Here is a 20,685-nt window from a genome sequence, read left to right on the forward strand (position 1 = left end):
GCCGCAGCATGATGCTGCGGGCCCTCCGGCGTACCAAGGGGCGCGGGGCCATGACACTCTGCGGCTCCGCCGCGTGGGCGCGATCAGCCCCCACCGGCCCGCACATCACATCGAACCGTGCGGAGCGGATCGTTCAGGACTCGTCCCGGCGCAAGGAGGACTTGAGTTCCTTGAACCGGCCCAGCAGTCCGTTCACGAACGCGGGCGAGTCGTCCGTGGAGAACTCCTTGGCCAACTGCACCGCCTCGTCGAGCACGACCGCGTCCGGGGTCTCGTCCACCCAGATAAGTTCGTACGCGCCGAGACGCAGGATGTTGCGGTCGACGACCGGCATCCTGTCGAGCGTCCAGTCGACGGCGTACTGCGAGATCAGCTCGTCGATGCGGCGCGCGTGGTCCGCGTAGCCCTCGACCAGGACCATCGTGAACTCGCTCACGGGCGGCTGCCTGGTGTCGGTCCTGGAGTGCCTGATCCAGTCCGCGAGGACCGTCTGGACGTCGACGTCTCGCTGGTCACCCTCGAAGAGGATCTGGAAGGCGCGCTTGCGGGCCGTATTGCGGGCAGCCACGGTTAGCTGTTCACCCGGCCGAGGTAGTCGCTCGTGCGGGTGTCGACCTTGATCTTCTCACCGGTGGTGATGAAGAGCGGGACGTTGATCTGGTGACCGGTCTCCAGGGTGGCGGGCTTGGTGCCGCCCGTGGAACGGTCGCCCTGCACGCCCGGCTCGGTCTCCGCGACGACGAGCTCGACGGCGGCCGGCAGCTCGACGAAGAGCACCTCGCCCTCGTGCTGCGCCACGGTGGCGGTGAAGCCCTCGATCAGGAAGTTGGCGGCGTCGCCGACGGCCTTGCGGTCGACCATGAGCTGGTCGTAGGTCTGCATGTCCATGAAGACGAAGTACTCGCCGTCCATGTACGAGAACTGCATGTCGCGCTTGTCGACAGTGGCCGTCTCGACCTTGACGCCGGCGTTGAACGTCTTGTCGACGACCTTGCCGGAAAGCACGTTCTTCAGCTTGGTGCGCACGAAGGCGGGGCCCTTGCCGGGCTTGACGTGCTGGAACTCGACGACGGACCAGAGCTGGCCCCCGTCGAGCTTGAGCACCAGGCCGTTCTTGAGGTCGTTCGTGGAAGCCACGGTTGCGGAATCTCCTGGACTGACGTGGACGACCCAGGTAACACGCGCACGGCTCGAAGCGGTCGAAGCACTCGATACGGTCGAGGCTTGTGCGGCTTGCGAGACTAGAGCGCGAGCAGTTCCTTGGTCGTGATGGTGAGTAGCTCGGGTCCGCCGTCCGCCTCAGGGCGCACGACGAGCGTGTCATCGATCCTGACACCGCCCCGGCCCGGAAGGTGGACCCCCGGTTCGACGGTGACCGGCACGCAAGCGTCCAGTTTACCCATGGCTTCGGGGGCCAACTGCGGCTCCTCGTCGATTTCGAGCCCCACACCGTGTCCGGTCGACTCCGGAAGGCCCTCCGTGCGCCCCGCGGAGTCCAGTACCTGGCGGGCCGCGCGGTCCACGTCACGGTAGGCGGCGCCGGGCACCAGGGCCTCGCGGCCGGCCCTCTGGGATGCGAAGACGAGGTCGTACAGCTCGATCTGCCAGTCCGCGGGAGAGGTGCCGATGACGAACGTGCGGCCGATCTCGCAGCGGTATCCGTGGTAGGTCGCCCCGAGGCAGACGGAGAGGAAATCCCCCTCCTCGACCCGGCGGTCGGTCGGCCGGTGCCCGCGCCGCCCGGAGTGCGGGCCCGTGCCCACCGACGTCCTGAAGGCGGGCCCGTCGGCGCCGTGGTCGACGAGGCGGCGCTCCAGTTCCAGCGCCAGGTGCCGTTCGGTGCGGCCGATGAGGATCGACTCCAGGAGTTCACCCAGGGCCTGGTCGGCGATCTCCGCGCCGATGCGCAGACAGGAGATCTCCTCCTCGTCCTTGATCACCCGCAGCTGTTCGACGGCTCCGCCGACGTCCGCGAGGCGCAGGGCGGGCGCCACGGAACCGATCGCCCGGTGGCGGGTCACGGTGAGGTGGTGCTCCTCGACGGCGAGGGAGTCGGCGCCCTGAGCGACGGCGAGGTCCGCGGCGGCGACGGCGGGGTCGCCGCCGGGGCTCGGCAGCGTGTGGATCCGCAGGGCCTCGTCCGGGCGGCCGTCCGCGGCGGCGGTGCCGGGTGCCGTGCCGGGTGCGGTGCCGTGCACGAGCAGGTCCTCGGTCCTGCCCAGCAGGAGGACCGCGCCGGGCGGGGCCACGCCTGTGAGGTAGCGGACGTTGGCCGGGCGGGTGACCAGCGCGGAGGCGCTGCCGCTTGCGTTGCAGCGTTCACGTAGGCGGGCTCGGCGGGTCTCGTACACCTCTGGCATGTTCCGAGCGTAGGAGCTTCGCTCGGATTGTGCCGGTTTGAGGGGGCCGAGTGGGCGGGCCGGGCGGGGTAGGGGGTGGGGCTGGGGGTTGCGTGCCGGGTGCGGGGCTGTGGGGGCTTGTCGCGCAGTTCCCCGCGCCCCTGAAAATGCGCCGTTCCCCGCGCCCCTTCGGGGCGCCCCCGAGGACGGCCGGCTTGGGGTGCTTCAGGTGTGGGCTACCACTGGGGTGGGCTTGCGATCGAGCGGGAGAGGACCTCGTCCAGGACTCGGGCCGTTTGGGGGACGTCGAGTTGGGAGTTGTCGATGATGGGGAGGCCCGAGCCGTACCAGCCGGCCATCCGGCCGTGGATACGGGCCACCTCCTCGTCGGTGAGGCGGCGGTTCCCGGAGCGTTCCGCGTTGCGCTCCAGGACTATCTCCAGGCCCGGCAGGAGGACGACCGGGAGCAGCCCGGGCCCGACGTGCCGCTTCCAGCCGCCGAGGCCCACCACGGGCCGGTCGGGGAAGACCGCGTCGTCGAGGATGCACGAGATATTGTTGGCCAGGAAGTTGCGGGCCGAGAAGCCACAGGTGCGGCGGGCGAGCCGGTACTGCGCCTCCGACATGTCGTTCCACCCCGACTGCGGGTCGGCGAAGCCCGAGCGCACCCACTCGCGGACGTCGTCCAGGCTGATGTGCGCCGTGGGCACCCTGCGGTGGTCCGCCCAGTACTTGGCGACGCTGGTCTTGCCCGCGCCCGCGGGCCCGATGAGCAGCACCGCGAGCGTCGTGGACGTCGGGTCGGGGACACCGGTCGCGGGCGGCGCGCTCGGCATCGGCACGGGACCGCCCGGCGGCAGCTGGACGTGGCCCGTGGTGTCCGGCGTGGGCGGTACGGGAGCGTGGTGCGGGACCGCGTGCTGCGGCGCAGGCGGGTGGCCCGGCGGATGCGGAGGGCCCTGCGGGTGGGGAAGGCCCGGCGGGTGCGGGGCCGCGGGCCCCGGCTGCGCTCCGGCGAAGCCCGGCGGCGGACCCGCGGGGACACCGGCGTGCGGACCGGGGTGGTGCGGTCCCGGGTGTGGTGCGGCCCCCGACCAGCCGGCGGCCGGTCCGTGCCCCGGCTGATGGGGCGGCGGCAGCGGAGACCCCACTGCGTGCTGCATCCGGTGCCACTCCGTCTCGTACAGGCAATGGGCGCTGGCAGCGGGGCACCTGCCCCGCTCGCCTACCGAACGGTACCGTCCCCGGCCGCCGTTTGGTGAACGGCCGGGAACGGCCCGAAGTGCCCGTCCGCACAGGCGAATCGGTGCAAGTGCCGCCCCGGGGGAGCTATACGCCCACTTCGCCGTACGCGGCGAGGAGGACCGCCGGGTCGGGGCCCTCCAGGATGGTCGGCTTGGCCAGTCCGTCGAGGACGATGAAGCGCAGGAGGTCGCCGCGGGACTTCTTGTCGACCTTCATGTTCTCCAGGAGCTTGGGCCACTGGTCGTAGCGGTAGGTCAGCGGCAGCCCGACGGATTCCAGGATCGTGCGGTGCCGGTCCGCGGTGACGTCGTCGAGGCGGCCCGCGAGACGGCCCAGTTCGGCGGCGAAGTGCATGCCGACCGAGACCGCGGCGCCGTGCCGCCACTCGTAGCGCTCGTTCTTCTCGATGGCGTGGGCGAGGGTGTGCCCGTAGTTGAGGATCTCGCGCAGCCCGGACTCCCTGAGGTCGGACGAGACGACCTCGGCCTTGACCCGGATGGAGCGTTCGATCAGCTCGGCGGTGTGCGGCCCGGCGGGCGTGCGGGCGCCCTGCGGGTCGGCCTCGATGAGGGCGAGGATCTCCGGGTCGGCGATGAAGCCGGCCTTGATGATCTCGGCGAGCCCGGACACGAAGTCGTGGACCGGCAGGGATTCGAGCGCGGCGAGGTCGCACAGCACGCCGACGGGCGGGTAGAAGGCGCCGACGAGGTTCTTGCCCTCGGCGGTGTTGATGCCCGTCTTGCCGCCGACCGCCGCGTCCACCATGGCCAGCACGGTGGTGGGGATGGCGATCCAGCGCACCCCGCGCAGCCAGGTCGCCGCGACGAAGCCCGCCAGGTCGGTGGTGGACCCGCCGCCGACGCCGATGATCACGTCGGTGCGGGTGAAGCCGGACTGTCCGAGCGCCTTCCAGCAGTACGCGGCGACCTCGGCGGTCTTGGCCTCCTCCGCGTTGGGCACCTGGATGGCGACGGCCTCGAAGCCCTGCTCGGCGAGGTCCGCGCGGAGCGCCTCCCCGGTCTCGGCGAGCGCCTCGGGGTGGATGACAGCAACCCGCTTGGCCCTCTCCCCCACCAACTGACCCAGCTCACCGAGGAGTTGGCGGCCGACCAGGACCTCGTACGGCTCGCTGCCCGCCGTACCGCCGACGTGGATCCGCGTCACTGCCTCGTTCATGCTTCCTTCAACTCCAGTGCGTCGAGGACCGCTCGGGTGACCTCTTCGGGGGTACGGCCGTCGGTGGTCACCACGGCGCTCGCGACCCCCGCGTACAACGGGCGGCGGGCGTCCATGAGTTCGCGCCACTGCCGGCGCGGGTTGACCGCGAGCAGCGGCCTGGCCGCGTTCAGGCCGGTGCGCTGCACGGCCTCCTCGACGTCCATGGAGAGGTACACGACGGGCTGTCCGGCGAGCAGCGCCCGGGTGTCCTCGTCGAGGATGGAGCCGCCGCCCAGGGCCAGTACGCCCTCGTGTCCGGCGAGCGCCCGCCTCACGGCCTGCTTCTCCAGGGCGCGGAAGGCCGATTCGCCCTCCTCCACGAAGATGTCCGCGATGGTGCGGCCCTGCTCGGCCACGATGTCCTCGTCCGTGTCCCGGAAGCGGCAGCCGAGCCGTTCCGCGAGCAGCGCTCCGACCGTGGACTTGCCGACGCCCATGGGGCCGACCAGCACGATCCTGGGGCCGGTCACCGCACGACCAGGTTCTTCAGGTACGACTGCACATTGCGCCGGGTCTCCGGCACGCTGTCGCCGCCGAACTTCTCCGCCACCGCGTCCGCCAGGACCAGCGCGACCATCGCCTCGGCGACGATCCCGGCCGCGGGCACCGCGCACACGTCCGAGCGCTGGTGGTGCGCCTTGGTGGCCTCGCCGGTCGCCACGTCGATGGTCGCCAGGGCCCGCGGCACCGTGGCGATGGGCTTCATCGCCGCCCGTACGCGCAGCAGTTCGCCCGTGGTCAGCCCGCCCTCGGTACCGCCGGAGCGGCCCGAGGTGCGCCGGATGCCCTCGTCGGTCTGGACGATCTCGTCGTGCGCCTTGGAACCGGGCACACGCGCGAGGTCGAAGCCGTCCCCGACCTCCACGCCCTTGATCGCCTGGATGCCCATCAGCGCCGCCGCCAGCCGGGCGTCGAGGCGCCGGTCCCAGTGCACGTGCGAACCGAGGCCCACCGGCACCCCGTACGCCAGCACCTCGACGACGCCGCCGAGCGTGTCGCCGTCCTTGTGGGCCTGGTCGATCTCCGCGACCATCGCCTTCGAGGCGTCCGCGTCCAGGCAGCGCACCGGGTCCGCGTCCAGCTTCTCGACGTCGTTGGGGGTCGGGTAGACGCCGTACGGGGCCTTCGCCGCCGCCAGCTCCACGACGTGCGAGACGACCTCGATGCCGGCGGTCTCCTTGAGGTACGAACGCGCCACCGCGCCCAGGGCCACCCGCGCCGCGGTCTCCCGTGCGGAGGCCCGCTCCAGGATCGGCCGTGCCTCGTCGAAGCCGTACTTCTGCATCCCGGCGAGGTCGGCGTGGCCGGGCCTCGGCCGGGTCAGCGGGGCGTTGCGGGCCAGCTCGGCGAGGATCTGCGGGTCGACGGGGTCGGCCGCCATGACCTGTTCCCACTTGGGCCACTCGGTGTTGCCGACCATCACGGCGACCGGCGAGCCGAGGGTGAGTCCGTGCCGGACACCGCCCAGGAAGGTGACCTCGTCGCGCTCGAACTTCATCCGCGCGCCGCGCCCATAGCCCAGGCGCCGCCGGGCCAGGTGGTCCGCCACCATCTCCGTGGTGATCGGCACGCCGGCGGGAAGACCCTCCAGCGTCGCCACAAGTGCCGGACCGTGGGACTCCCCGGCGGTCAGCCAGCGCAACCTGCTCAACGGTGCTCCTCATGCTCGCGCCCTGGTACTGCGTACTGCTCCTGCGTACACGCGTCCTCGCGTACGGCGACGGCGCGACCGGGTGCGCGGCCCTGGCCCGCCGCCTCCGATCCTCCCACGTCCGCGCCCTGCGCCCGGCCCCAGGTCCATCTGGCGGACGCGCCCCGCTCACGTCGTGGTGCCGGTACGCGTCACGCCGCGGGGTCGTCCCGCCGGGGCAGTGGGGCGTACGAGCCCAGGTGGTCGGCGCCGCGGCCCTGGGCGAAGCGCGCCGACTCGGGGATGGGGCGCCCGGCGCGCACCGCCCGGTGGTACGCGAGTTTGCGCTTCATCCTGAGGGCCCAGGGCGTCACGACGGCGAGCACGAAGACCCCCAGCGCGGTGCCCTGTGCCCAGTCCGGCAGGAAGCCCACCACGGACTGGAACACCTCTGACTTCCAGGAAGCCTCTGTCACATACATGGATCCGTCCCCCGGTTTTCCGGTGCCCCCGACCCCGCCCCCGCGGAATCGGAAGCCGGATCCTAGCGGCCGTCCTGGCGGGCCGCGAGCGACTTCTCCCCCGCCGTCCGCATGGCGTCGACCGGGGCGGGAGCCAGGCCCGTCATCTGCTCGACCTGCAGCACGGCCTGGTGTACAAGCAGGTCGAGCCCGCTGACGACGGCGCCTCCGTAGGCGGACCAGCGGGCCGCGAGGTCGGTCGGCCAGGGGTCGTACAGGACGTCGAAGAGGGTGGTGGGCCGTTCGGGGACGGACGGGGCGAGGGCGTCGGTGGTGCCCGCCGGGGTGGTGGCGATCACCAGGGGCGCGCGCAGCGCCTGTTCGGCGTCCGACCAGTGGGCCGTCCGCACCTCGATGCCGAGCCGCTCGCCCCACTGCCGCATCTCGGCGGCACGCGCCTCGCTGCGGACGTACGCGACGACCTCGCCTGTGCAGACACGGGCGAGCGCGGCCAGCGCGGAGGAGGCGGTGGCGCCCGCGCCGAGGATCGCCGCGGATTCCACTTGTTCGATGCCCCGCTCGCGCAGGGCGGCGACGATCCCGGGGATGTCGGTGTTGTCGCCGACGCGGCGGCCGTCCTCGGTGCACACCACCGTGTTCACGGCCTCGACGGAGGCCGCCGTCCCACTGATCTCGTCGAGCAGCGGAATGATCGCCCGCTTGAGCGGCATCGTCAGCGAGAGTCCGGCCCATTCTGGACCGAGTTTCCCGATGAATCCGGGCAGCGCCGCCTCGTCGATCTCGAAACGGTCGTACGACCAGTCGTGCAGACCCAGTTCCTCGTACGCGGCGCGGTGCAGCACAGGGGAAAGGGAATGGCCGATCGGGGAACCGAGAACGGCGGCTCGGCACCGCCGGTCCCCGTCAGTCCTTGTTGCGCCGCTCATTGAATTTCTGAACCAACTTCTCGTGCTCGGCCAGGGTCTTGGTGAAGTCCGTCTTCTTGCCGTCGATGGAGATGAAGAACATCCACGCACCGCCGTCGGGCTCAAGCGCCGCCCGCAGCGCCTCGTCACCGGGATTCCCGATCGGTCCGGGCGGAAGACCCTTGTAGAAGTACGTGTTGTACGGGTCGTCGTAGTTCCGGATCTCGGCGACCGAGATATCGATCTTGCTCTGGCCCTTGAGGTAGTTGTACGTCGAGTCGAATTCGAGCTTCTGGTTGGTGACGTCGTTGGTCGGCTTCAGCCGGTTGTAGACGACGGACGCCATCTTCTTGAAGTCGTCGTGCGTGATGCCCTCGGCCTGGACGAGGCTGGCGACCGTGACGACCTGCAGCGGGTCCTCAAGTCCGAGGTCCTTGGCCTTCGCCTCCAGGTCGTACTTGGCGTACTCCTTGTTGGCCTGCGCGACCATGTCCTTCAGGACGGTCTCGGGCTTCATGTTCTTGTCGGCGGGATAGGTCGCCGGATAGAGGAATCCTTCCAGCGGGTCCTTGATGTCGCTGTCGTCGTTCGCCCAGTCCGGCAGGCCGAGGCTCTTGTACTTCTTCTTGGCGATCTCGGCGGTGGTGCCCTTGGAGAGATCGAGCTGCTTGTCGATCGCCTCGTACACCGTGACGTTGCGCTGCCCTTCCCTGACGACCAGGTTGTTCTGGCTCTTGGGGTCGAGCATCAGCGCGACAGCGCTTTCTGCGGACATCTGCTTCTTCAGCAGATAGGAACCCGCCTGGATCTTGTCGCCGTTCTCGTTCTGCGCCTGGGCCGCCACGAAGGCGTCCACGCTCTTGACGACTCCGGCCGCCTTCAGTTTCTGGCCGATCACCGATCCGAAGGCGCCCTTGGGAATCACGACGGTCACCTGACCGCCGGTTCCCTCTCCCGCGTAATCGGGGGCCGAACCGAAACGACTCTGATAGAACTGGTAGCCGAAATAGGTGATGCCACCGCCCACCGAGAGGAGGACGAGGGAGACCACCAGGCAGGCGCAGCCGTTCTTGCTCTTCTTCTCGCCTTTGCCCTTGCTCCCCTTACCGCCTTTGCCGCCCTTACCGCCTTTGCCGCGCCGCCGGTTCTGCGGGTCGTCGTCGGAGTCGTCCTCGTCGTCGTCACCGCCCGCGAAGAACGCGTGCTCGCCCTGGTCCGGACCTGGGTCCCAGTCGGTGCGCTTGGATTCCGGTTCCGGTTCCGCCTGGGGTTCCGGTTCGGCGCGGCGGCGGCTCGGCGGCTCCGGCGGCGGATAGGCGTCGGGGGTCCCGTAGTAGTCGGGCTGCCGGCCGTCGTACGCCACGGCCTGGCCGCCGTATGGATCGTTCGGGTCCCCGCCGTACGGGACCTGTTGCTGCTGCTGTTGCTGGTACTGCGGGCCCGCGTCCCAGCCCCCGCCGTTGTACGGCTGGCCGTTCTGGTCGTACTGCTGACCGTTCGGGTCGTACTGCCCGCCACCCTGGTTGTGGTAGCCCTGCCCACCCTGGCCGTTGTACTGCTGCGGAGACTGACCGTCGTACTGCTGCTGCCCCTGGACGTAGTGCTGCTGCTGTCCCTGGGCGTACTGCTGCTGCGCCTGGTCGTAGTCGGCCTGCTGACCCGTGCCCCAGTCGCCGTACTGCGGCTGCTGCGGCTGCTCCGGATAGTGCTGCGGCTGGCCGCCGTAGGGGGACTGGGCCGCGTGGGCCTCCTGTCCTCCCCATCCGCCGTCCCCGTACAACGGGTCCTCGGGATGCCACGGTTCGGAGCCTGGGCCCCGGCCATACTCAGTCATCGATCCCCTAGAGCCGCGAGGCGGTGGTCGCGCGGTGGCTGGGCTTCCGTCGCCTCTTCTCCTGTGCGGAAGCTATTCGAACACCACCGCATCGCGCGGAACGTTACCGTACCGCGATCAGATGACCACTTCGACGCCCTCGCCCGGAGATGTACCTGACACCCGTTCGGACTCCAGTGCCTGCTGGAGGATGATCACGGCTGCGACCTGGTCGATGACCGATCTGCCCTTCTTGGACTTCACGCCCGAGGCGCGCAGTCCCTGACTGGCCGTCACTGTGGTCATCCTCTCGTCCACGAGGCGCACCGACACGGGTGCGATCGCGTGTGCGAGTTCCTGTGCGAACGCGCGGACCTTCACGGCGGCCGGGCCCTCGCCCCCCTTGAGGGAGCGAGGGAGACCGACGACGACCTCGATCGGCTCGTACTCCTCGACGAGTTGCCGCAGCCGCCGGTGGGCGGCCGGGACGTCACGTCCCGGCACGGTCTCCACCGGCGTGGCGAGGATCCCGTCGGGGTCGCAGGAGGCGACCCCGATCCGGGCGTCCCCGACATCGATGGCGAGCCGCCGGCCGCGGCGCATGACCCGCTCGCCGTCGCTCACTTGGCGGTCTCGGCCACAAGCCGCTCGACGGCGTCGGCGGCCTCACCGATGGCGGCCGGGTTCTGGCCGCCGCCCTGGGCCACGTCGGGCTTGCCGCCACCGCCGCCACCGAGGGTCTTGGCGGCCGTGCGCACCAGTTCACCGGCCTTGAGGCCACGCTCGCGGGCGGCCTCGTTGGTGGCGATGACCGTCAGCGGTTTGCCGTTGACGGTGGTGAACAGGGCGACCACCACGGCCCGTCCGCCCTGGATGCGGCCACGTACGTCGAGGACCAGCTTGCGCAGGTCGTCGGCGCTCGTGCCGTCCGGGACCTGGCCGGTGACCAGGGCGATGCCCTGGACGTCCTTGGCCGACCCGGCGAGACCGGCGGCGGCCTGGAGGACCTTCTCCGCGCGGAACTTCTCGATCTCCTTCTCGGCGTCCTTCAGCTTGCCGAGCATGGCCGAGACCTTCTCCGGCAGCTCCTCCGGACGGCCCTTGATCAGCTCCTGGAGCTGGGCGACGACCGTGTGCTCGCGGGCGAGGAAGTTGTAGGCGTCGACTCCCACCAGGGCCTCGATACGGCGTACGCCCGAACCGATCGACGACTCGCCGAGCAGCTTGACCAGGCCGAGCTGGGCGGTGTTGTGCACGTGTGTGCCGCCGCACAGCTCCTTGGAGAAGTCGCCGATGGTCACGACGCGCACGCGCTCGCCGTACTTCTCGCCGAACTCGGCGATGGCGCCCTGCTTCTTGGCCTCGTCGATGCTGAGGATCTCGGCGTGCACGTCGAGGTCGCGGGTGAGCACCTCGTTGATCTTCTGCTCGACGTCCGTCATCACGGCCGTGGGCACGGCGGACGGGGAGCCGAAGTCGAAGCGGAAACGGCCGGGCTGGTTCTCGGAACCGGCCTGGGCGGCCGTCGGGCCGAGGGCGTCGCGCAGGGCCTGGTGGGTGAGGTGCGTGGCCGAGTGGGCGCGGGCGATGGCCGTGCGGCGGCGCACGTCGATGACGGCCTGGGCCTTGGCGCCCACGGTCACCTCGCCGACCTGGACGACGCCCTTGTGGACGTACACCCCGGGGACGGGCTTCTGGCAGTCGCGGACCTCGATCACGGCACCGGTGTCGATCCTGATGCGGCCGGTGTCGCCGATCTGGCCGCCGCCCTCGGCGTAGAACGGGGTGCGGTCGAGGACGATCTCGACCTCGTCGCCCTCGGTGGCGGCGGGCGAGGACGCGCCGTCGACGAGGATGCCGACGACCGTGGACTCGCCCTCGGTGCTGGTGTAGCCGATGAAGTCGGTCTCACCGGCGGCGTCGGCGATCTCGCGGTAGGCGCCCATGTCGGCGTGCCCGGTCTTCTTGGCCTTGGCGTCGGCCTTGGCGCGCTCCCGCTGCTCCTTCATCAGGCGCCGGAAGCCGTCCTCGTCCACGGACAGGCCCTGTTCGGAGGCCATCTCCAGGGTGAGGTCGATCGGGAAGCCCCAGGTGTCGTGGAGCAGGAAGGCCTTGTCGCCGGACAGGACCGTGCCGCCGGAGGCCTTGGTCTCCGTGACGGCGGTGTCGAGGATGTTGGTGCCGCCCTTCAGCGCCTTGAGGAAGGCGGCCTCCTCGGCGAGGGCGACGGTCTCGATGCGCTTGCGGTCGGAAACCAGCTCCGGGTACTGCCGGCCCATCATGTCGATGACGACGTCGACGAGGTCCTGGACGACCGGGCCGGTGGCGCCGAGCAGCCGCATGTTGCGGATGGCGCGGCGCATGATGCGGCGCAGCACGTAGCCGCGGCCCTCGTTGCCCGGGGAGACGCCGTCGCCGATGAGCATCACGGACGTCCGCATGTGGTCGGTGACCACGCGCAGGGAGACGTCGGAGCCGTGGGCGGCGCCGTACTCGACACCGGTCAGCTCGGTGGCCTTCCTGATGACGGCCATGGAGGTGTCGATCTCGTACAGGTTCTGCACGCCCTGCAGGATCATGGCGAGGCGTTCGAGGCCGAGGCCGGTGTCGATGTTCTGGCTCGGCAGGTCGCCGAGGATCTCGAAGTCCTCCTTCGAGGTGCCCTCGCCGCGCTCGTACTGCATGAAGACGAGGTTCCAGATCTCCACGTACCGCTCGTCGTTGACGGCGGGGCCGCCCTCGGCACCGAACTCGGGGCCGCGGTCGTAGTTGATCTCGGAACACGGGCCGCAGGGACCCGGGACGCCCATGGACCAGTAGTTGTCCTTCTTGCCCAGCCGCTGGATGCGCTCCTTGGGGACGCCGACGACCTCGTGCCAGATGCGCTCGGCCTCGTCGTCCTCCAGGTACACGGTGATCCAGAGCTTCTCCGGCTCCAGGCCGTAACCGCCCTTGTCCTGGGGGCTGGTCAGCAGCTCCCAGGCGTACTTGATGGCGCCTTCCTTGAAGTAGTCGCCGAAGGAGAAGTTGCCGCACATCTGGAAGAACGTGCCGTGCCGGGTGGTCTTGCCGACCTCTTCGATGTCCGGCGTACGGACGCACTTCTGGACGCTGGTGGCGCGGGCGAAGGGGGGCTTGACCTCACCGAGGAAGTACGGCTTGAAGGGGACCATGCCGGCCGGGACCAGGAGCAGAGTCGGGTCGTCCGCGATGAGCGACGCCGAAGGGACGACGGTGTGCCCGCGCTCCTCGAAGAAGCTCAACCAGCGGCGACGAATCTCGGCCGACTCCATCAGTGGTCCTCATTCCGGTTGTACGAGTACGTCGACCTCTCGACGTACGTCGGGTTCTTGCTGTACTTCGGGTTCCCGCCGCGCTGCGGGTCCTCGCCGCTCTCCAGTGCGGCGACGCGGCGCGGGGCGGCCAGTTCGGGATCGGTGTTGAGCCCGAGCGCCTCGCCGAGTTCCGCCTCGCGCTGGACCATGCCGGCCCGGACGTCGAGGGCGAAGTCCTTGACGCGGTGGCCCGCCTCGATCGCCTTGTTCGCGGCCTGCGCCGCGAGGCTCTCGGGCGTCAGCTGCTTGATCTTGCGGTTGACCTTGGTGGTGGCCCACACGCCGGCGGCTGCGCCCGCGGTGAACCAGAACGTACGGCGGAACATCGCTGCGTCAGTCCTTCTTCCGCTTTCCCCGTCGCGCCGACGGGACGGTGCGGCCCACGATCACGGTGCGTCGCGTGGGCTTGGCGGGCTCGTCCTCGCGACGGCCGCCCATGGCCCGGCGCACGCCGTAGCCGAACGCCGCCACCTTCACCAGCGGGCCGCCGAAGGTCGAGGCGACGGTCGAGGAGAGCGCCGACGCGTTCGACGTGACCTCCTGGACGTCCGCGGCGATGGCGTCGACCCGCTCGATCTGGGTCTGCGCGGAGCGCACGGCCGCGGAGGCGTCCGCGAGGAGCGGGACCGTCTGTTCGGTCACGTCCGCGACGAGCTTGGTGGTCGCCCTGAGCGTCTGGGCCAGCCTCGCGAGTGCCACCGCGAGGAAGGAGACCAGGATCGCCCAGAAGACGGCCACCAGGATCCCGGCCACCTCACCACCGGACACTGCGCACCCGCTCCCTGAACTCGTGCCTCACCATCGAAAAGTCGTCCTCCGACCCTATCGCGCCGGGGCCGCGGCTCCGTACCGGATTACCGCCCGTCGCAACAGTCCTCGCGCGAAGCGATTGTACGGAGTGCTCATGGATGAGTACGCTCCGTTGCCCATGCGGTCTTCTCAGGGTTCTCAGCCCTCCGGCGCGGGGGCGGGCGGTCACCGGGCCGGCAATCTGCCCCTGGAGCTCAACGCGTTCGTGGGCCGGGCGGCCGAGCTGACGCGACTGGACGCGGCGCTCGGCGCGGCGCGGCTGGTGACGGTGACGGGCCCCGGCGGGGTCGGCAAGTCACGGCTGGCGGCGCGCGCGGCGGCCCGGCTCCGGCCGGACGACGGGGTGTGGCGGGTGGAGCTGGCCGAGCTGCGCGAGCCGGAACTCGTCGCGTACGCGGTCGTGGAGGCGCTGGGGCTGACGGATCACACCTCGCGGCCGCCGCGCCAGGTCCTGCTCGACCATCTCGCGCAGCGGCGCCTCCTGCTCGTGCTCGACGGGTTCGAGCATCTGGTCGACGCGTGCGCGTCGCTGGTCGGTGAGCTGCTGCGGCGGGCGGCGGGTCTGCGGGTGCTCGCCGTGGGGCGCCGGCCGCTCGCGGTGGAGGGCGAACAGGTGTTCCCGCTGGCGCCGCTGACCGAGGCGGAGGCGGCCGAGCTGTTCGCGGACCGTGCCGCCGCCGGCACACCGGGTTTCGCGCTGCACGACGGCAACCGCACGGACGTCCACGAGATCTGCCGGCGGCTGGACGGGGTCCCGCTCGCCGTGGAACTGGCCGCGGGACGGCTGCGGGCCCTCTCCCCCGCGCAGCTGCTGGTCCGGCTCGACGACCGTTTCCGGCTGCTCACGGGTGGGGGGCGCGACACGCTGCCGCGCCATCAGGCGCTGCGTACGACGATCGGCTGGAGCCACGAACTGTGCACGCCGCAGGAGCGGCTGATGTGGGCGCGACTGTCGGTGTTCGCCGGGCAGTTCGACCTGGAGTCCGTGGAGTACGTGTGCGGGGGCGGCGGGCTGCATCCCGACAACATCCTCGACGTGCTCCACGAGCTGCTGGCCCAGTCGGTCATCACCCGCGAGGAGACGCCTGCGGGCGTGCGCTACCGGATGCTGGACACGGTCCGGGCGTACGGCGCGGACTGGCTGGAGGCCACCGACGACGGGGCGCGGCTGCGGCGGCGGCACCGGGACTGGTTCATGGGGCTGGCGACCTGGGGCGAGCTGGACTGGTTCTCGCCCCGGCAGCACGAGGTGGCCGCGCGGGTGGAGGCGGAGCTGCCGAATCTGCGCCGCGCCCTGGAGCACTGTCTGAGCGAGCCGGACGACGGGCATCTGGGCCAGTACCTCGCGGGGACCCTCTGGTTCTACTGGGTGGGCTGCGGGCGGCTGTCGGAGGGGCGGCACTGGCTGGAACGCAGTCTGGACCTGGACACCGAGCACGAGAGTTCGCGGCTGAAGGCGCTGTGGGTGCTGGGCTATGTGGCGATCCTCCAGGGCGACACCGTGCCCGCGTTCGCCGCGCTCGGCGAGTGCCGTCGGACGGCGGAACTCGCCGGGAACCGGACCGCGCTGGCCTACGCCGAGCACCGCACCGGCTGTCTGGCCCTGGTCACCGACGACATGCCCCGCGCGCAGACCCTGCTGCGCTCGGCGCTCGACCGCTATCACGAGATCGGTGAGCTGAACAGCAACGTCCTGATGGCGCAGGTGGAGCTGGCGATGGCGCTGGCCTTCCAGGGCAAACTGCCGGACGCGGTACGCCTGTGCGAGGAGGTGCGCCGGGTCTGCGTGGACCACGGGGAGCGCTGGTCGCTGGCGTACGCGCTGTACGTGCTGGCGTACGCGGCCTGGGCCGAGGGTGATCCGGTGGGCGCCCGGCGGCTGCTGACGGAGTGCCTGGACATCACCCATGCCTTCCACGACCTGCTCGGCACGGTCCTGACGGTGGAGCTGCTCGCGCTGGTCACCGTGGCGGAGGGCGACGCGGCCGAGGCGGCGGTGCTCCAGGGTTCCGCCTCCCGGATGTGGCCGTCGGTGGGCCTGCCCCTGTTCGGCTCGGCCCACTACAACGCCCCGCACGAGCAGTGCGAGGCCATGGCCCGGGAGCGGCTGGGCGACGAACGGTACGAGGAGTGCGTACGGACCGGGGCGCGGCTGGGCCGGCAGGCGGCGGTGGGCCGGGCGCTGGGCCGCACCCGGCCGGAGGCGCTCGGCGCCTCGGCCGCGCCGCGTGGCATCACGGCACCCCCGGACATGAGAGAACCCGCCGCCTCGCCCACCCGCAAGGGTGGGGAGACGACGGGCTGACGCTCTACGAGCGGGCGCGAGGCCGGTGGTGCTGTGTACGCCTGATCAGCGGGCGTAGTACTCGACGACGAGCTGCTCGTCGCAGATCACCGGGATCTCCTTGCGGTTCGGCTCGCGGTCCAGGCGGAACGCCAGGGCGCCGAGGTTCACCTGGAGGTAGCGCGGGGTCTCACCGTCGGGGGCGAACCCACCGGCACGGGCGACCTCGAACAGCGTCTTGCTGCGGCTGCGCTCGCGGACCATCACGACGTCGTCGGGCTTGACGCGGAACGACGGCTTGTCGACCTTGCCGCCGTTGACCTCGATGTGGCCGTGCACGACCATCTGGCGGGCCTGGTAGATCGTGCGGGCGATGCCCGAACGCAGAACCAGGGCGTCGAGACGACGCTCCAGCTCGATGACCAGGGCCTCACCGGTCTTGCCCTGCGTCTTGGCGGCACGCTCGTAGGCGCGGACGAGCTGACGCTCGGACACGTCGTACTGCGCGCGCAGACGCTGCTTCTCCAGCAGACGGACCTTGTAGTCCGAGTTCTGCTTGCGGCCACGGCCGTGCTCGCCGGGCGGGTACGGGCGGGCCTCGAAGTACTTGACGGCCTTCGGGGTCAGCGCGATGCCGAGGGCACGCGACTTCTTGACCTTGGGGCGGGACTGGTTCGTCATGAACCAAACACCTCGTGATTTCTGATGCGAATACGGCTTCACCAGTGGTTAGGGGAGGTCGCATCCGCAGCCAGGGAAACCCTTCGGGTCCTTCACGGACCTGTTGGGCAGCCGCTCCCTGAGCTGGGCACATGTGCAGCACGCGAGTGGCCCACCGACCGGTTCCCGGAGAACTCCGAGAGGGTGATGGGCTGCCCGCGACACCTTCGACGGTGCGCGACGCTCCTGGATTCCTCACCCGGGGGTGGGGGCTCCGGCTGCATGTCCCGTTCTGGTGGTGCCGACTTCCTCGTTGAAGGAGGACGGACACGGGACGCAGCGCTGCGGAGAGTCTACAGGGTGATCAGGACCGCCCTCGACCGAGGTGTTTCCTGGTCCACTCCACCGCGTCCGCGTAGCGCGCCTCGGCTCCGTGCCGGGTCGGGGTGTAGTACTCCCGGTCCTTCAGTTCCTCGGGCGCGTACTGCTGGGCGGCGATGCCTTCGGGGAGGTCGTGCGGATACACGTACCCCTGCGCGTGGCCGAGCTTGGCCGCGCCCTTGTAGTGCCCGTCCCGCAGGTGCATCGGCACGGGACCGGCGTGGCCCTTGCGCACGTCCTCCATGGCGGCGCCGATCGCCGTCGTCGCGGCGTTCGACTTCGGGGCCAGGGCGAGGGCGATGGTGGCGTGGCTGAGGGTGAGGGCGGCCTCGGGGAAGCCGATCATGGCGACGGCCTGGGCGGCGGCGACCGCCGTGGGCAGGGCGTTCGGATCGGCGAGGCCGATGTCCTCGCTGGCGGAGATCATCAGCCGACGGGCGATGAAGCGGGGGTCCTCGCCGGCCTCGATCATCCGGGCCAGGTAGTGCAGTGCCGCGTCGACGTCCGAGCCCCTGATCGACTTGATCAGGGCGCTGGCCACGTCGTAGTGCTGGTCGCCGTCGCGGTCGTACTTCACCGCGGCCCGGTCGACGGTCTCCTCCAGGGTCTGGAGGGAGATCTCGGCGTCCTTCTTGTCGAGTGCGGCCCCGGCGGCGGCCTCCAGGGCCGTGAGGGCGCGCCGTGCGTCACCGCCGGCGATCCGCAGAAGGTGCTCCTCGCTCTCCTCGGGGAGGGTGAGGGCCCCCTTGAGGCCGCGCTCGTCGGTGAGCGCCCGGCGCAGCAGCCCGCGCAGATCGTCGTCCGTGAGCGGTTCGAGGGTGAGGAGCAGCGAGCGGGACAGCAGCGGGGAGATGATCGAGAAGTACGGGTTCTCCGTGGTCGCCGCGATCAGCGTCACCCAGCGGTTCTCCACGGCCGGGAGCAGGGAGTCCTGCTGGGCCTTGCTGAAGCGGTGGATCTCGTCGAGGAAGAGGACGGTCTCCTTGCCGTACCCCCCGGTGGCCCGGCGGGCGCCCTCGATGACCGCGCGGACCTCCTTGACGCCCGCGGTGATCGCGGAGAGCTCCACGAAGCGCTTGTTCGTCGCCTTGGAGACCACGTACGCCAGGGTCGTCTTGCCGGTGCCGGGCGGGCCCCAGAGGATCACCGAGGAGGGCCCGGCCGGGCCGCCGCCGCCCTCGCCGACGAGTCTGCGCAGGGGCGAGCCCGGCTTCAGCAGATGCTGCTGCCCCTCGACCTCGTCGAGGGTGCGCGGGCGCATCCGGACGGCCAGGGGGCTCCCCGAGGGGTCCTTCTCCTGGCGTTCTTCGGCTGCGGCGGTAAACAGGTCGGGCTCCACGTCCAAAACCCTATGTCACGCCACTGACAACGCGGCCGGGTCCTTGCCCCGCAAGGGTTCCGCCGGTTCCCGCAAGGGTTCCGCCGGTCACACCGCCGGTCGCGTCAGCTGGTCCAGAAGTCCCACCAGCGCGTCAGGATCAGCATGCCGATGATCCCGATGTGCAGGACCGGCAGCACCCAGGCGAACTCGTCGAGGAACCCCTTCAGCCAGCCGGGCGCGGGCAGCAGCCCGTTGCGGACGTTGTGCGAGGTCACGGCCCAGAACATGATGATCGTCGCGACCCAGGCGAGACAGCACCACAGGCAGAGCGAGTTGATGTTGTACAGCGACTGGTACTGCAGCCAGGTCACGAACCCGACCCCGAACAGCGTGCCCGCGTTGAAGGTCAGCCAGTACCAGCGCGGGTAGGTCGCCCGCCCCAGCAGGCTCACGCCGACGGCGATCACGATGCCGTACGCCACGAGACCCATCATCGGGTTGGGGAACCCGAAGACGGAGGCCTGGTCGCTCTTCATGATGTTGCCGCAGGAGACGACCGGGTTCAGGCTGCAGCCCGGCGTGAAGTTCGGGTCCTCCAGCAGCTTGAACTTGTCGATGGTGATGACCCAGGAGGCCAGCAGCCCGGCCGCGCCCGTGACCATCAGCAGCAGGGCGAGGAAACGCCCGCCGCCCACGGTCCGTGGGACTCCCGCGGCTCCCTGATCGGTGGAGACGCCTTCCCTGACTGTCGTCTTGCTCATCACGCCGTTTCCGTAGCTTGAGAGGACCTTCCGGGCACGGTCATTGTGCCGCACACGCGCGTGTGTCCACCGTTCGATGGACATAAGGAAGTACGTGCGGTCGTCCCGGAACGCTCGCTTCGGCGGGACGCTCGTTCGCATGACAGCACACGCGAACGAACTCGCGGTCGACGTACGGGGGCTGTGCAAGCAGTACGGCGACCTCACCGCCGTCGACGGCATCGATCTCGGCATCCGGCAGGGCGAGGTGTTCGGCCTGCTCGGACCCGACGGCGCGGGCAAGAGCACCACGGTGGAGGTCCTTCAGGGCAACCGTTCCCGCGACGCGGGCGAGGTCTCGGTGCTCGGCACCGATCCGGTGATCGCCACGCGCGCGTGGCGATCCCGGGTCGGCATCGTCTGGCAGGACGAATCCGCGCCCCCCGAGTTGACGGTGGGCGAAACGGTCCGTCATTTCGCGCGCCACTACCCGGAGCCGCGCGACCCGGAAGAGGTCATCGGCCTGGTGGGCCTGGAGCAGAAGACGGGCAGCCGGATCAAGGCGCTCTCGGGCGGGCAGCGGCGCCGGCTCGACGTTGCGCTCGGGGTGATCGGCGATCCCGACCTGCTGCTCCTGGACGAGCCCACGACCGGTTTCGACCCGGCGGCCCGGCGGCAGTTCTGGGAGCTGATCCGCAGGCTCGCGGACGAGGGCACCACGATCCTGCTGAGCGAGACCCGGCTGATGGCCTTCGCGCTCGTCCCGCCCTGCTTCATGGCGCTGTGCCTGCGCCGGGCCCTGGCCGCGGGCGTCGTCGTCAACCTCGCGCCGGTGGTGGGCCGGGCGCTGCTGTGGTGGCCCAGCGACCACGCCGTGTTCTTCAACTCGGTGTTCGCCGTGGTCACCCTCGTCTTCTCGGCGGCCGTCGGCACCTGGATCATCCGGGTCGTCGAGCAGAGCCAGGACCGGGCCACGCTGATCGCCGGGCTGGACGCCAGCCGCCACGAGCTCTCACGGCTCTCGGCCGCGCACGGCGCGCTGGCCGAGCGGGAGCGCCTCTCCCGGGATATCCACGACACGCTCGCGCAGGGCTTCACGAGTCTGCTGATGCTCACGCAGGCGGTCGAGGCGGAGCTGGACCGCTGCGACGTGGTGAAGGCCCGCCGACATCTGGCCCTGATGGAGGGCACCGCACGCCAGAACCTCGCCGAGGCGCGGGCCCTGGTCGCCGGCGGTACGCCCGCCGACCTCGACGGGGCGTCGGTGACCGTGTCCGGTCCCGTGCGCGCTGCCCGCCGCGACGGAGGTCGTCAAGCTGGGGGTCGACGACCGGACGGCGGCGGTCACTGGCGCGACGCGTTTCGGCTTGCTTGAGTGACCTTTCCTCGCCCCCGCCGCCCTTACCCGTTCCCGTCCACACATGGGGGCTGTGCCCCCTCGCCCCCTTGTCCTCAAACGCCGGACGGGCTGGTTTTCAGCCCGTCCGGCGTTTGAGGACACAGTGACGGGAACGGGTAGGGG

19 protein-coding genes and 1 pseudogene are annotated in these 20,685 nt (G+C 70.6%); 3 read left to right on the forward strand and 17 right to left on the reverse strand.

Annotation, left to right across the window (positions count from 1 at the left end):
* Nucleotides 1-133: 133 nt before the first annotated feature.
* The 14 genes from nusB to ACFVH5_RS38625 all read right to left on the reverse strand — a co-directional run bounded on the left by nusB (nt 134) and on the right by ACFVH5_RS38625 (nt 13,735).
* Nucleotides 134-568 (reverse strand): transcription antitermination factor NusB, encoded by a 435-nt coding sequence (gene nusB, locus ACFVH5_RS38560; RefSeq protein WP_384815356.1) that lies wholly within the window; start codon nt 566-568, stop codon nt 134-136.
* Nucleotides 569-570: 2 nt separating this feature from the next.
* Nucleotides 571-1,137, reverse strand: a complete 567-nt coding sequence (gene efp / locus ACFVH5_RS38565; protein ID WP_384815359.1) for an elongation factor P — start codon at nt 1,135-1,137, stop codon at nt 571-573.
* A 104-nt stretch (nt 1,138-1,241) separates the two neighbouring features.
* A complete protein-coding gene (locus ACFVH5_RS38570) occupies nt 1,242-2,360 on the reverse strand; it encodes an aminopeptidase P family protein (RefSeq protein WP_385838363.1) in 1,119 nt (372 codons plus the stop codon).
* Between the two features lie 215 nt (nt 2,361-2,575).
* Nucleotides 2,576-3,502, reverse strand: a complete 927-nt coding sequence (locus ACFVH5_RS38575; protein WP_385838364.1) for a Pro-rich N-terminal domain-containing protein — start codon at nt 3,500-3,502, stop codon at nt 2,576-2,578.
* A 166-nt stretch (nt 3,503-3,668) separates the two neighbouring features.
* On the reverse strand, nt 3,669-4,760 hold the full coding sequence (aroB, locus tag ACFVH5_RS38580; protein ID WP_385838365.1) for a 3-dehydroquinate synthase: 1,092 nt from the start codon (nt 4,758-4,760) through the stop codon (nt 3,669-3,671).
* Nucleotides 4,757-5,272, reverse strand: coding sequence for a shikimate kinase (locus ACFVH5_RS38585; protein WP_385838366.1), 516 nt, complete (start codon nt 5,270-5,272; stop codon nt 4,757-4,759). Before ACFVH5_RS38585 ends, aroB begins: the two co-directional genes overlap by 4 nt.
* Complete coding sequence (aroC, locus tag ACFVH5_RS38590) at nt 5,269-6,453, reverse strand: chorismate synthase (RefSeq protein WP_107019675.1); 1,185 nt, start codon at nt 6,451-6,453, stop codon at nt 5,269-5,271. Before aroC ends, ACFVH5_RS38585 begins: the two co-directional genes overlap by 4 nt.
* Before the next feature lie 191 nt (nt 6,454-6,644).
* Entirely contained in the window at nt 6,645-6,914 is a 270-nt protein-coding gene (locus ACFVH5_RS38595; protein ID WP_385838367.1) for a hypothetical protein, read from the reverse strand.
* Nucleotides 6,915-6,976: 62 nt separating this feature from the next.
* Nucleotides 6,977-7,840, reverse strand: a complete 864-nt coding sequence (locus ACFVH5_RS38600; protein ID WP_385838369.1) for a shikimate dehydrogenase — start codon at nt 7,838-7,840, stop codon at nt 6,977-6,979.
* The gene (mltG, locus tag ACFVH5_RS38605) at nt 7,818-9,653 is read right to left on the reverse strand and encodes an endolytic transglycosylase MltG (protein WP_385838370.1); all 1,836 of its coding nucleotides are present in this window, start codon (nt 9,651-9,653) and stop codon (nt 7,818-7,820) included. The genes ACFVH5_RS38600 and mltG overlap by 23 nt, the downstream gene beginning before the upstream one ends.
* 117 nt (nt 9,654-9,770) lie before the next feature.
* The gene (ruvX, locus tag ACFVH5_RS38610; RefSeq protein ID WP_385838375.1) at nt 9,771-10,235 is read right to left on the reverse strand and encodes a Holliday junction resolvase RuvX; all 465 of its coding nucleotides are present in this window, start codon (nt 10,233-10,235) and stop codon (nt 9,771-9,773) included.
* 17 nt (nt 10,236-10,252) lie between these two features.
* A complete protein-coding gene (gene alaS, locus ACFVH5_RS38615; protein WP_385838371.1) occupies nt 10,253-12,925 on the reverse strand; it encodes an alanine--tRNA ligase in 2,673 nt (890 codons plus the stop codon).
* Nucleotides 12,925-13,293, reverse strand: a complete 369-nt coding sequence (locus ACFVH5_RS38620; protein WP_385838372.1) for a DUF6167 family protein — start codon at nt 13,291-13,293, stop codon at nt 12,925-12,927. Before ACFVH5_RS38620 ends, alaS begins: the two co-directional genes overlap by 1 nt.
* Nucleotides 13,294-13,300: 7 nt before the next feature.
* Nucleotides 13,301-13,735 (reverse strand): DUF948 domain-containing protein, encoded by a 435-nt coding sequence (locus ACFVH5_RS38625; protein ID WP_107019681.1) that lies wholly within the window; start codon nt 13,733-13,735, stop codon nt 13,301-13,303.
* Nucleotides 13,736-13,895: 160 nt separating this feature from the next.
* On the opposite strand from ACFVH5_RS38625, the gene ACFVH5_RS38630 reads away from it, so the two are divergent.
* A complete protein-coding gene (locus ACFVH5_RS38630) occupies nt 13,896-16,082 on the forward strand; it encodes an ATP-binding protein (RefSeq protein WP_385838373.1) in 2,187 nt (728 codons plus the stop codon).
* Between the two features lie 45 nt (nt 16,083-16,127).
* Here ACFVH5_RS38630 and rpsD read toward each other — a convergent pair whose 3' ends face one another.
* From rpsD to ACFVH5_RS38645, 3 genes are all read right to left on the reverse strand, one after another.
* Complete coding sequence (gene rpsD / locus ACFVH5_RS38635; RefSeq protein ID WP_107019683.1) at nt 16,128-16,742, reverse strand: 30S ribosomal protein S4; 615 nt, start codon at nt 16,740-16,742, stop codon at nt 16,128-16,130.
* A 343-nt stretch (nt 16,743-17,085) separates the two neighbouring features.
* Entirely contained in the window at nt 17,086-18,441 is a 1,356-nt protein-coding gene (locus ACFVH5_RS38640) for a replication-associated recombination protein A (protein WP_384815380.1), read from the reverse strand.
* 104 nt (nt 18,442-18,545) lie between these two features.
* On the reverse strand, nt 18,546-19,184 hold the full coding sequence (locus ACFVH5_RS38645) for a vitamin K epoxide reductase family protein (protein ID WP_384815382.1): 639 nt from the start codon (nt 19,182-19,184) through the stop codon (nt 18,546-18,548).
* Nucleotides 19,185-19,323: 139 nt separating this feature from the next.
* On the opposite strand from ACFVH5_RS38645, the pseudogene ACFVH5_RS38650 reads away from it, so the two are divergent.
* Both ACFVH5_RS38650 and ACFVH5_RS38655 read left to right on the forward strand, forming a co-directional pair.
* Nucleotides 19,324-19,896, forward strand: a pseudogene (locus ACFVH5_RS38650) (ABC transporter ATP-binding protein); the annotation flags it as partial.
* A gap of 42 nt (nt 19,897-19,938) precedes the next feature.
* Entirely contained in the window at nt 19,939-20,538 is a 600-nt protein-coding gene (locus ACFVH5_RS38655; RefSeq protein WP_385838376.1) for a histidine kinase, read from the forward strand.
* The last annotated feature ends 147 nt before the right edge of the window (nt 20,539-20,685 follow it).

Origin of the sequence: Streptomyces sp. NPDC127119 (assembly GCF_042677425.1) — a bacterium.
Classification (GTDB): domain Bacteria; phylum Actinomycetota; class Actinomycetes; order Streptomycetales; family Streptomycetaceae; genus Streptomyces.

Bases quoted from the DNA above. Each gene is read 5' to 3' on its own strand.
- ACFVH5_RS38655 (WP_385838376.1), top strand. From the start codon at position 19,939: ATGGCGCTGTGCCTGCGCCGGGCCCTGGCCGCGGGCGTCGTCGTCAAC.
- alaS (WP_385838371.1), bottom strand. From the start codon at position 12,925: ATGGAGTCGGCCGAGATTCGTCGCCGCTGGTTGAGCTTCTTCGAGGAG.
- ACFVH5_RS38575 (WP_385838364.1), bottom strand. From the start codon at position 3,502: ATGCAGCACGCAGTGGGGTCTCCGCTGCCGCCGCCCCATCAGCCGGGG.
- mltG (WP_385838370.1), bottom strand. From the start codon at position 9,653: ATGACTGAGTATGGCCGGGGCCCAGGCTCCGAACCGTGGCATCCCGAG.
- ACFVH5_RS38645 (WP_384815382.1), bottom strand. From the start codon at position 19,184: ATGAGCAAGACGACAGTCAGGGAAGGCGTCTCCACCGATCAGGGAGCC.
- ACFVH5_RS38595 (WP_385838367.1), bottom strand. From the start codon at position 6,914: ATGTATGTGACAGAGGCTTCCTGGAAGTCAGAGGTGTTCCAGTCCGTG.
- ACFVH5_RS38620 (WP_385838372.1), bottom strand. From the start codon at position 13,293: ATGTTCCGCCGTACGTTCTGGTTCACCGCGGGCGCAGCCGCCGGCGTG.
- ACFVH5_RS38570 (WP_385838363.1), bottom strand. From the start codon at position 2,360: ATGCCAGAGGTGTACGAGACCCGCCGAGCCCGCCTACGTGAACGCTGC.
- aroB (WP_385838365.1), bottom strand. From the start codon at position 4,760: ATGAACGAGGCAGTGACGCGGATCCACGTCGGCGGTACGGCGGGCAGC.
- ACFVH5_RS38600 (WP_385838369.1), bottom strand. From the start codon at position 7,840: ATGAGCGGCGCAACAAGGACTGACGGGGACCGGCGGTGCCGAGCCGCC.
- rpsD (WP_107019683.1), bottom strand. From the start codon at position 16,742: ATGACGAACCAGTCCCGCCCCAAGGTCAAGAAGTCGCGTGCCCTCGGC.
- ruvX (WP_385838375.1), bottom strand. From the start codon at position 10,235: ATGCGCCGCGGCCGGCGGCTCGCCATCGATGTCGGGGACGCCCGGATC.
- ACFVH5_RS38630 (WP_385838373.1), top strand. From the start codon at position 13,896: ATGCGGTCTTCTCAGGGTTCTCAGCCCTCCGGCGCGGGGGCGGGCGGT.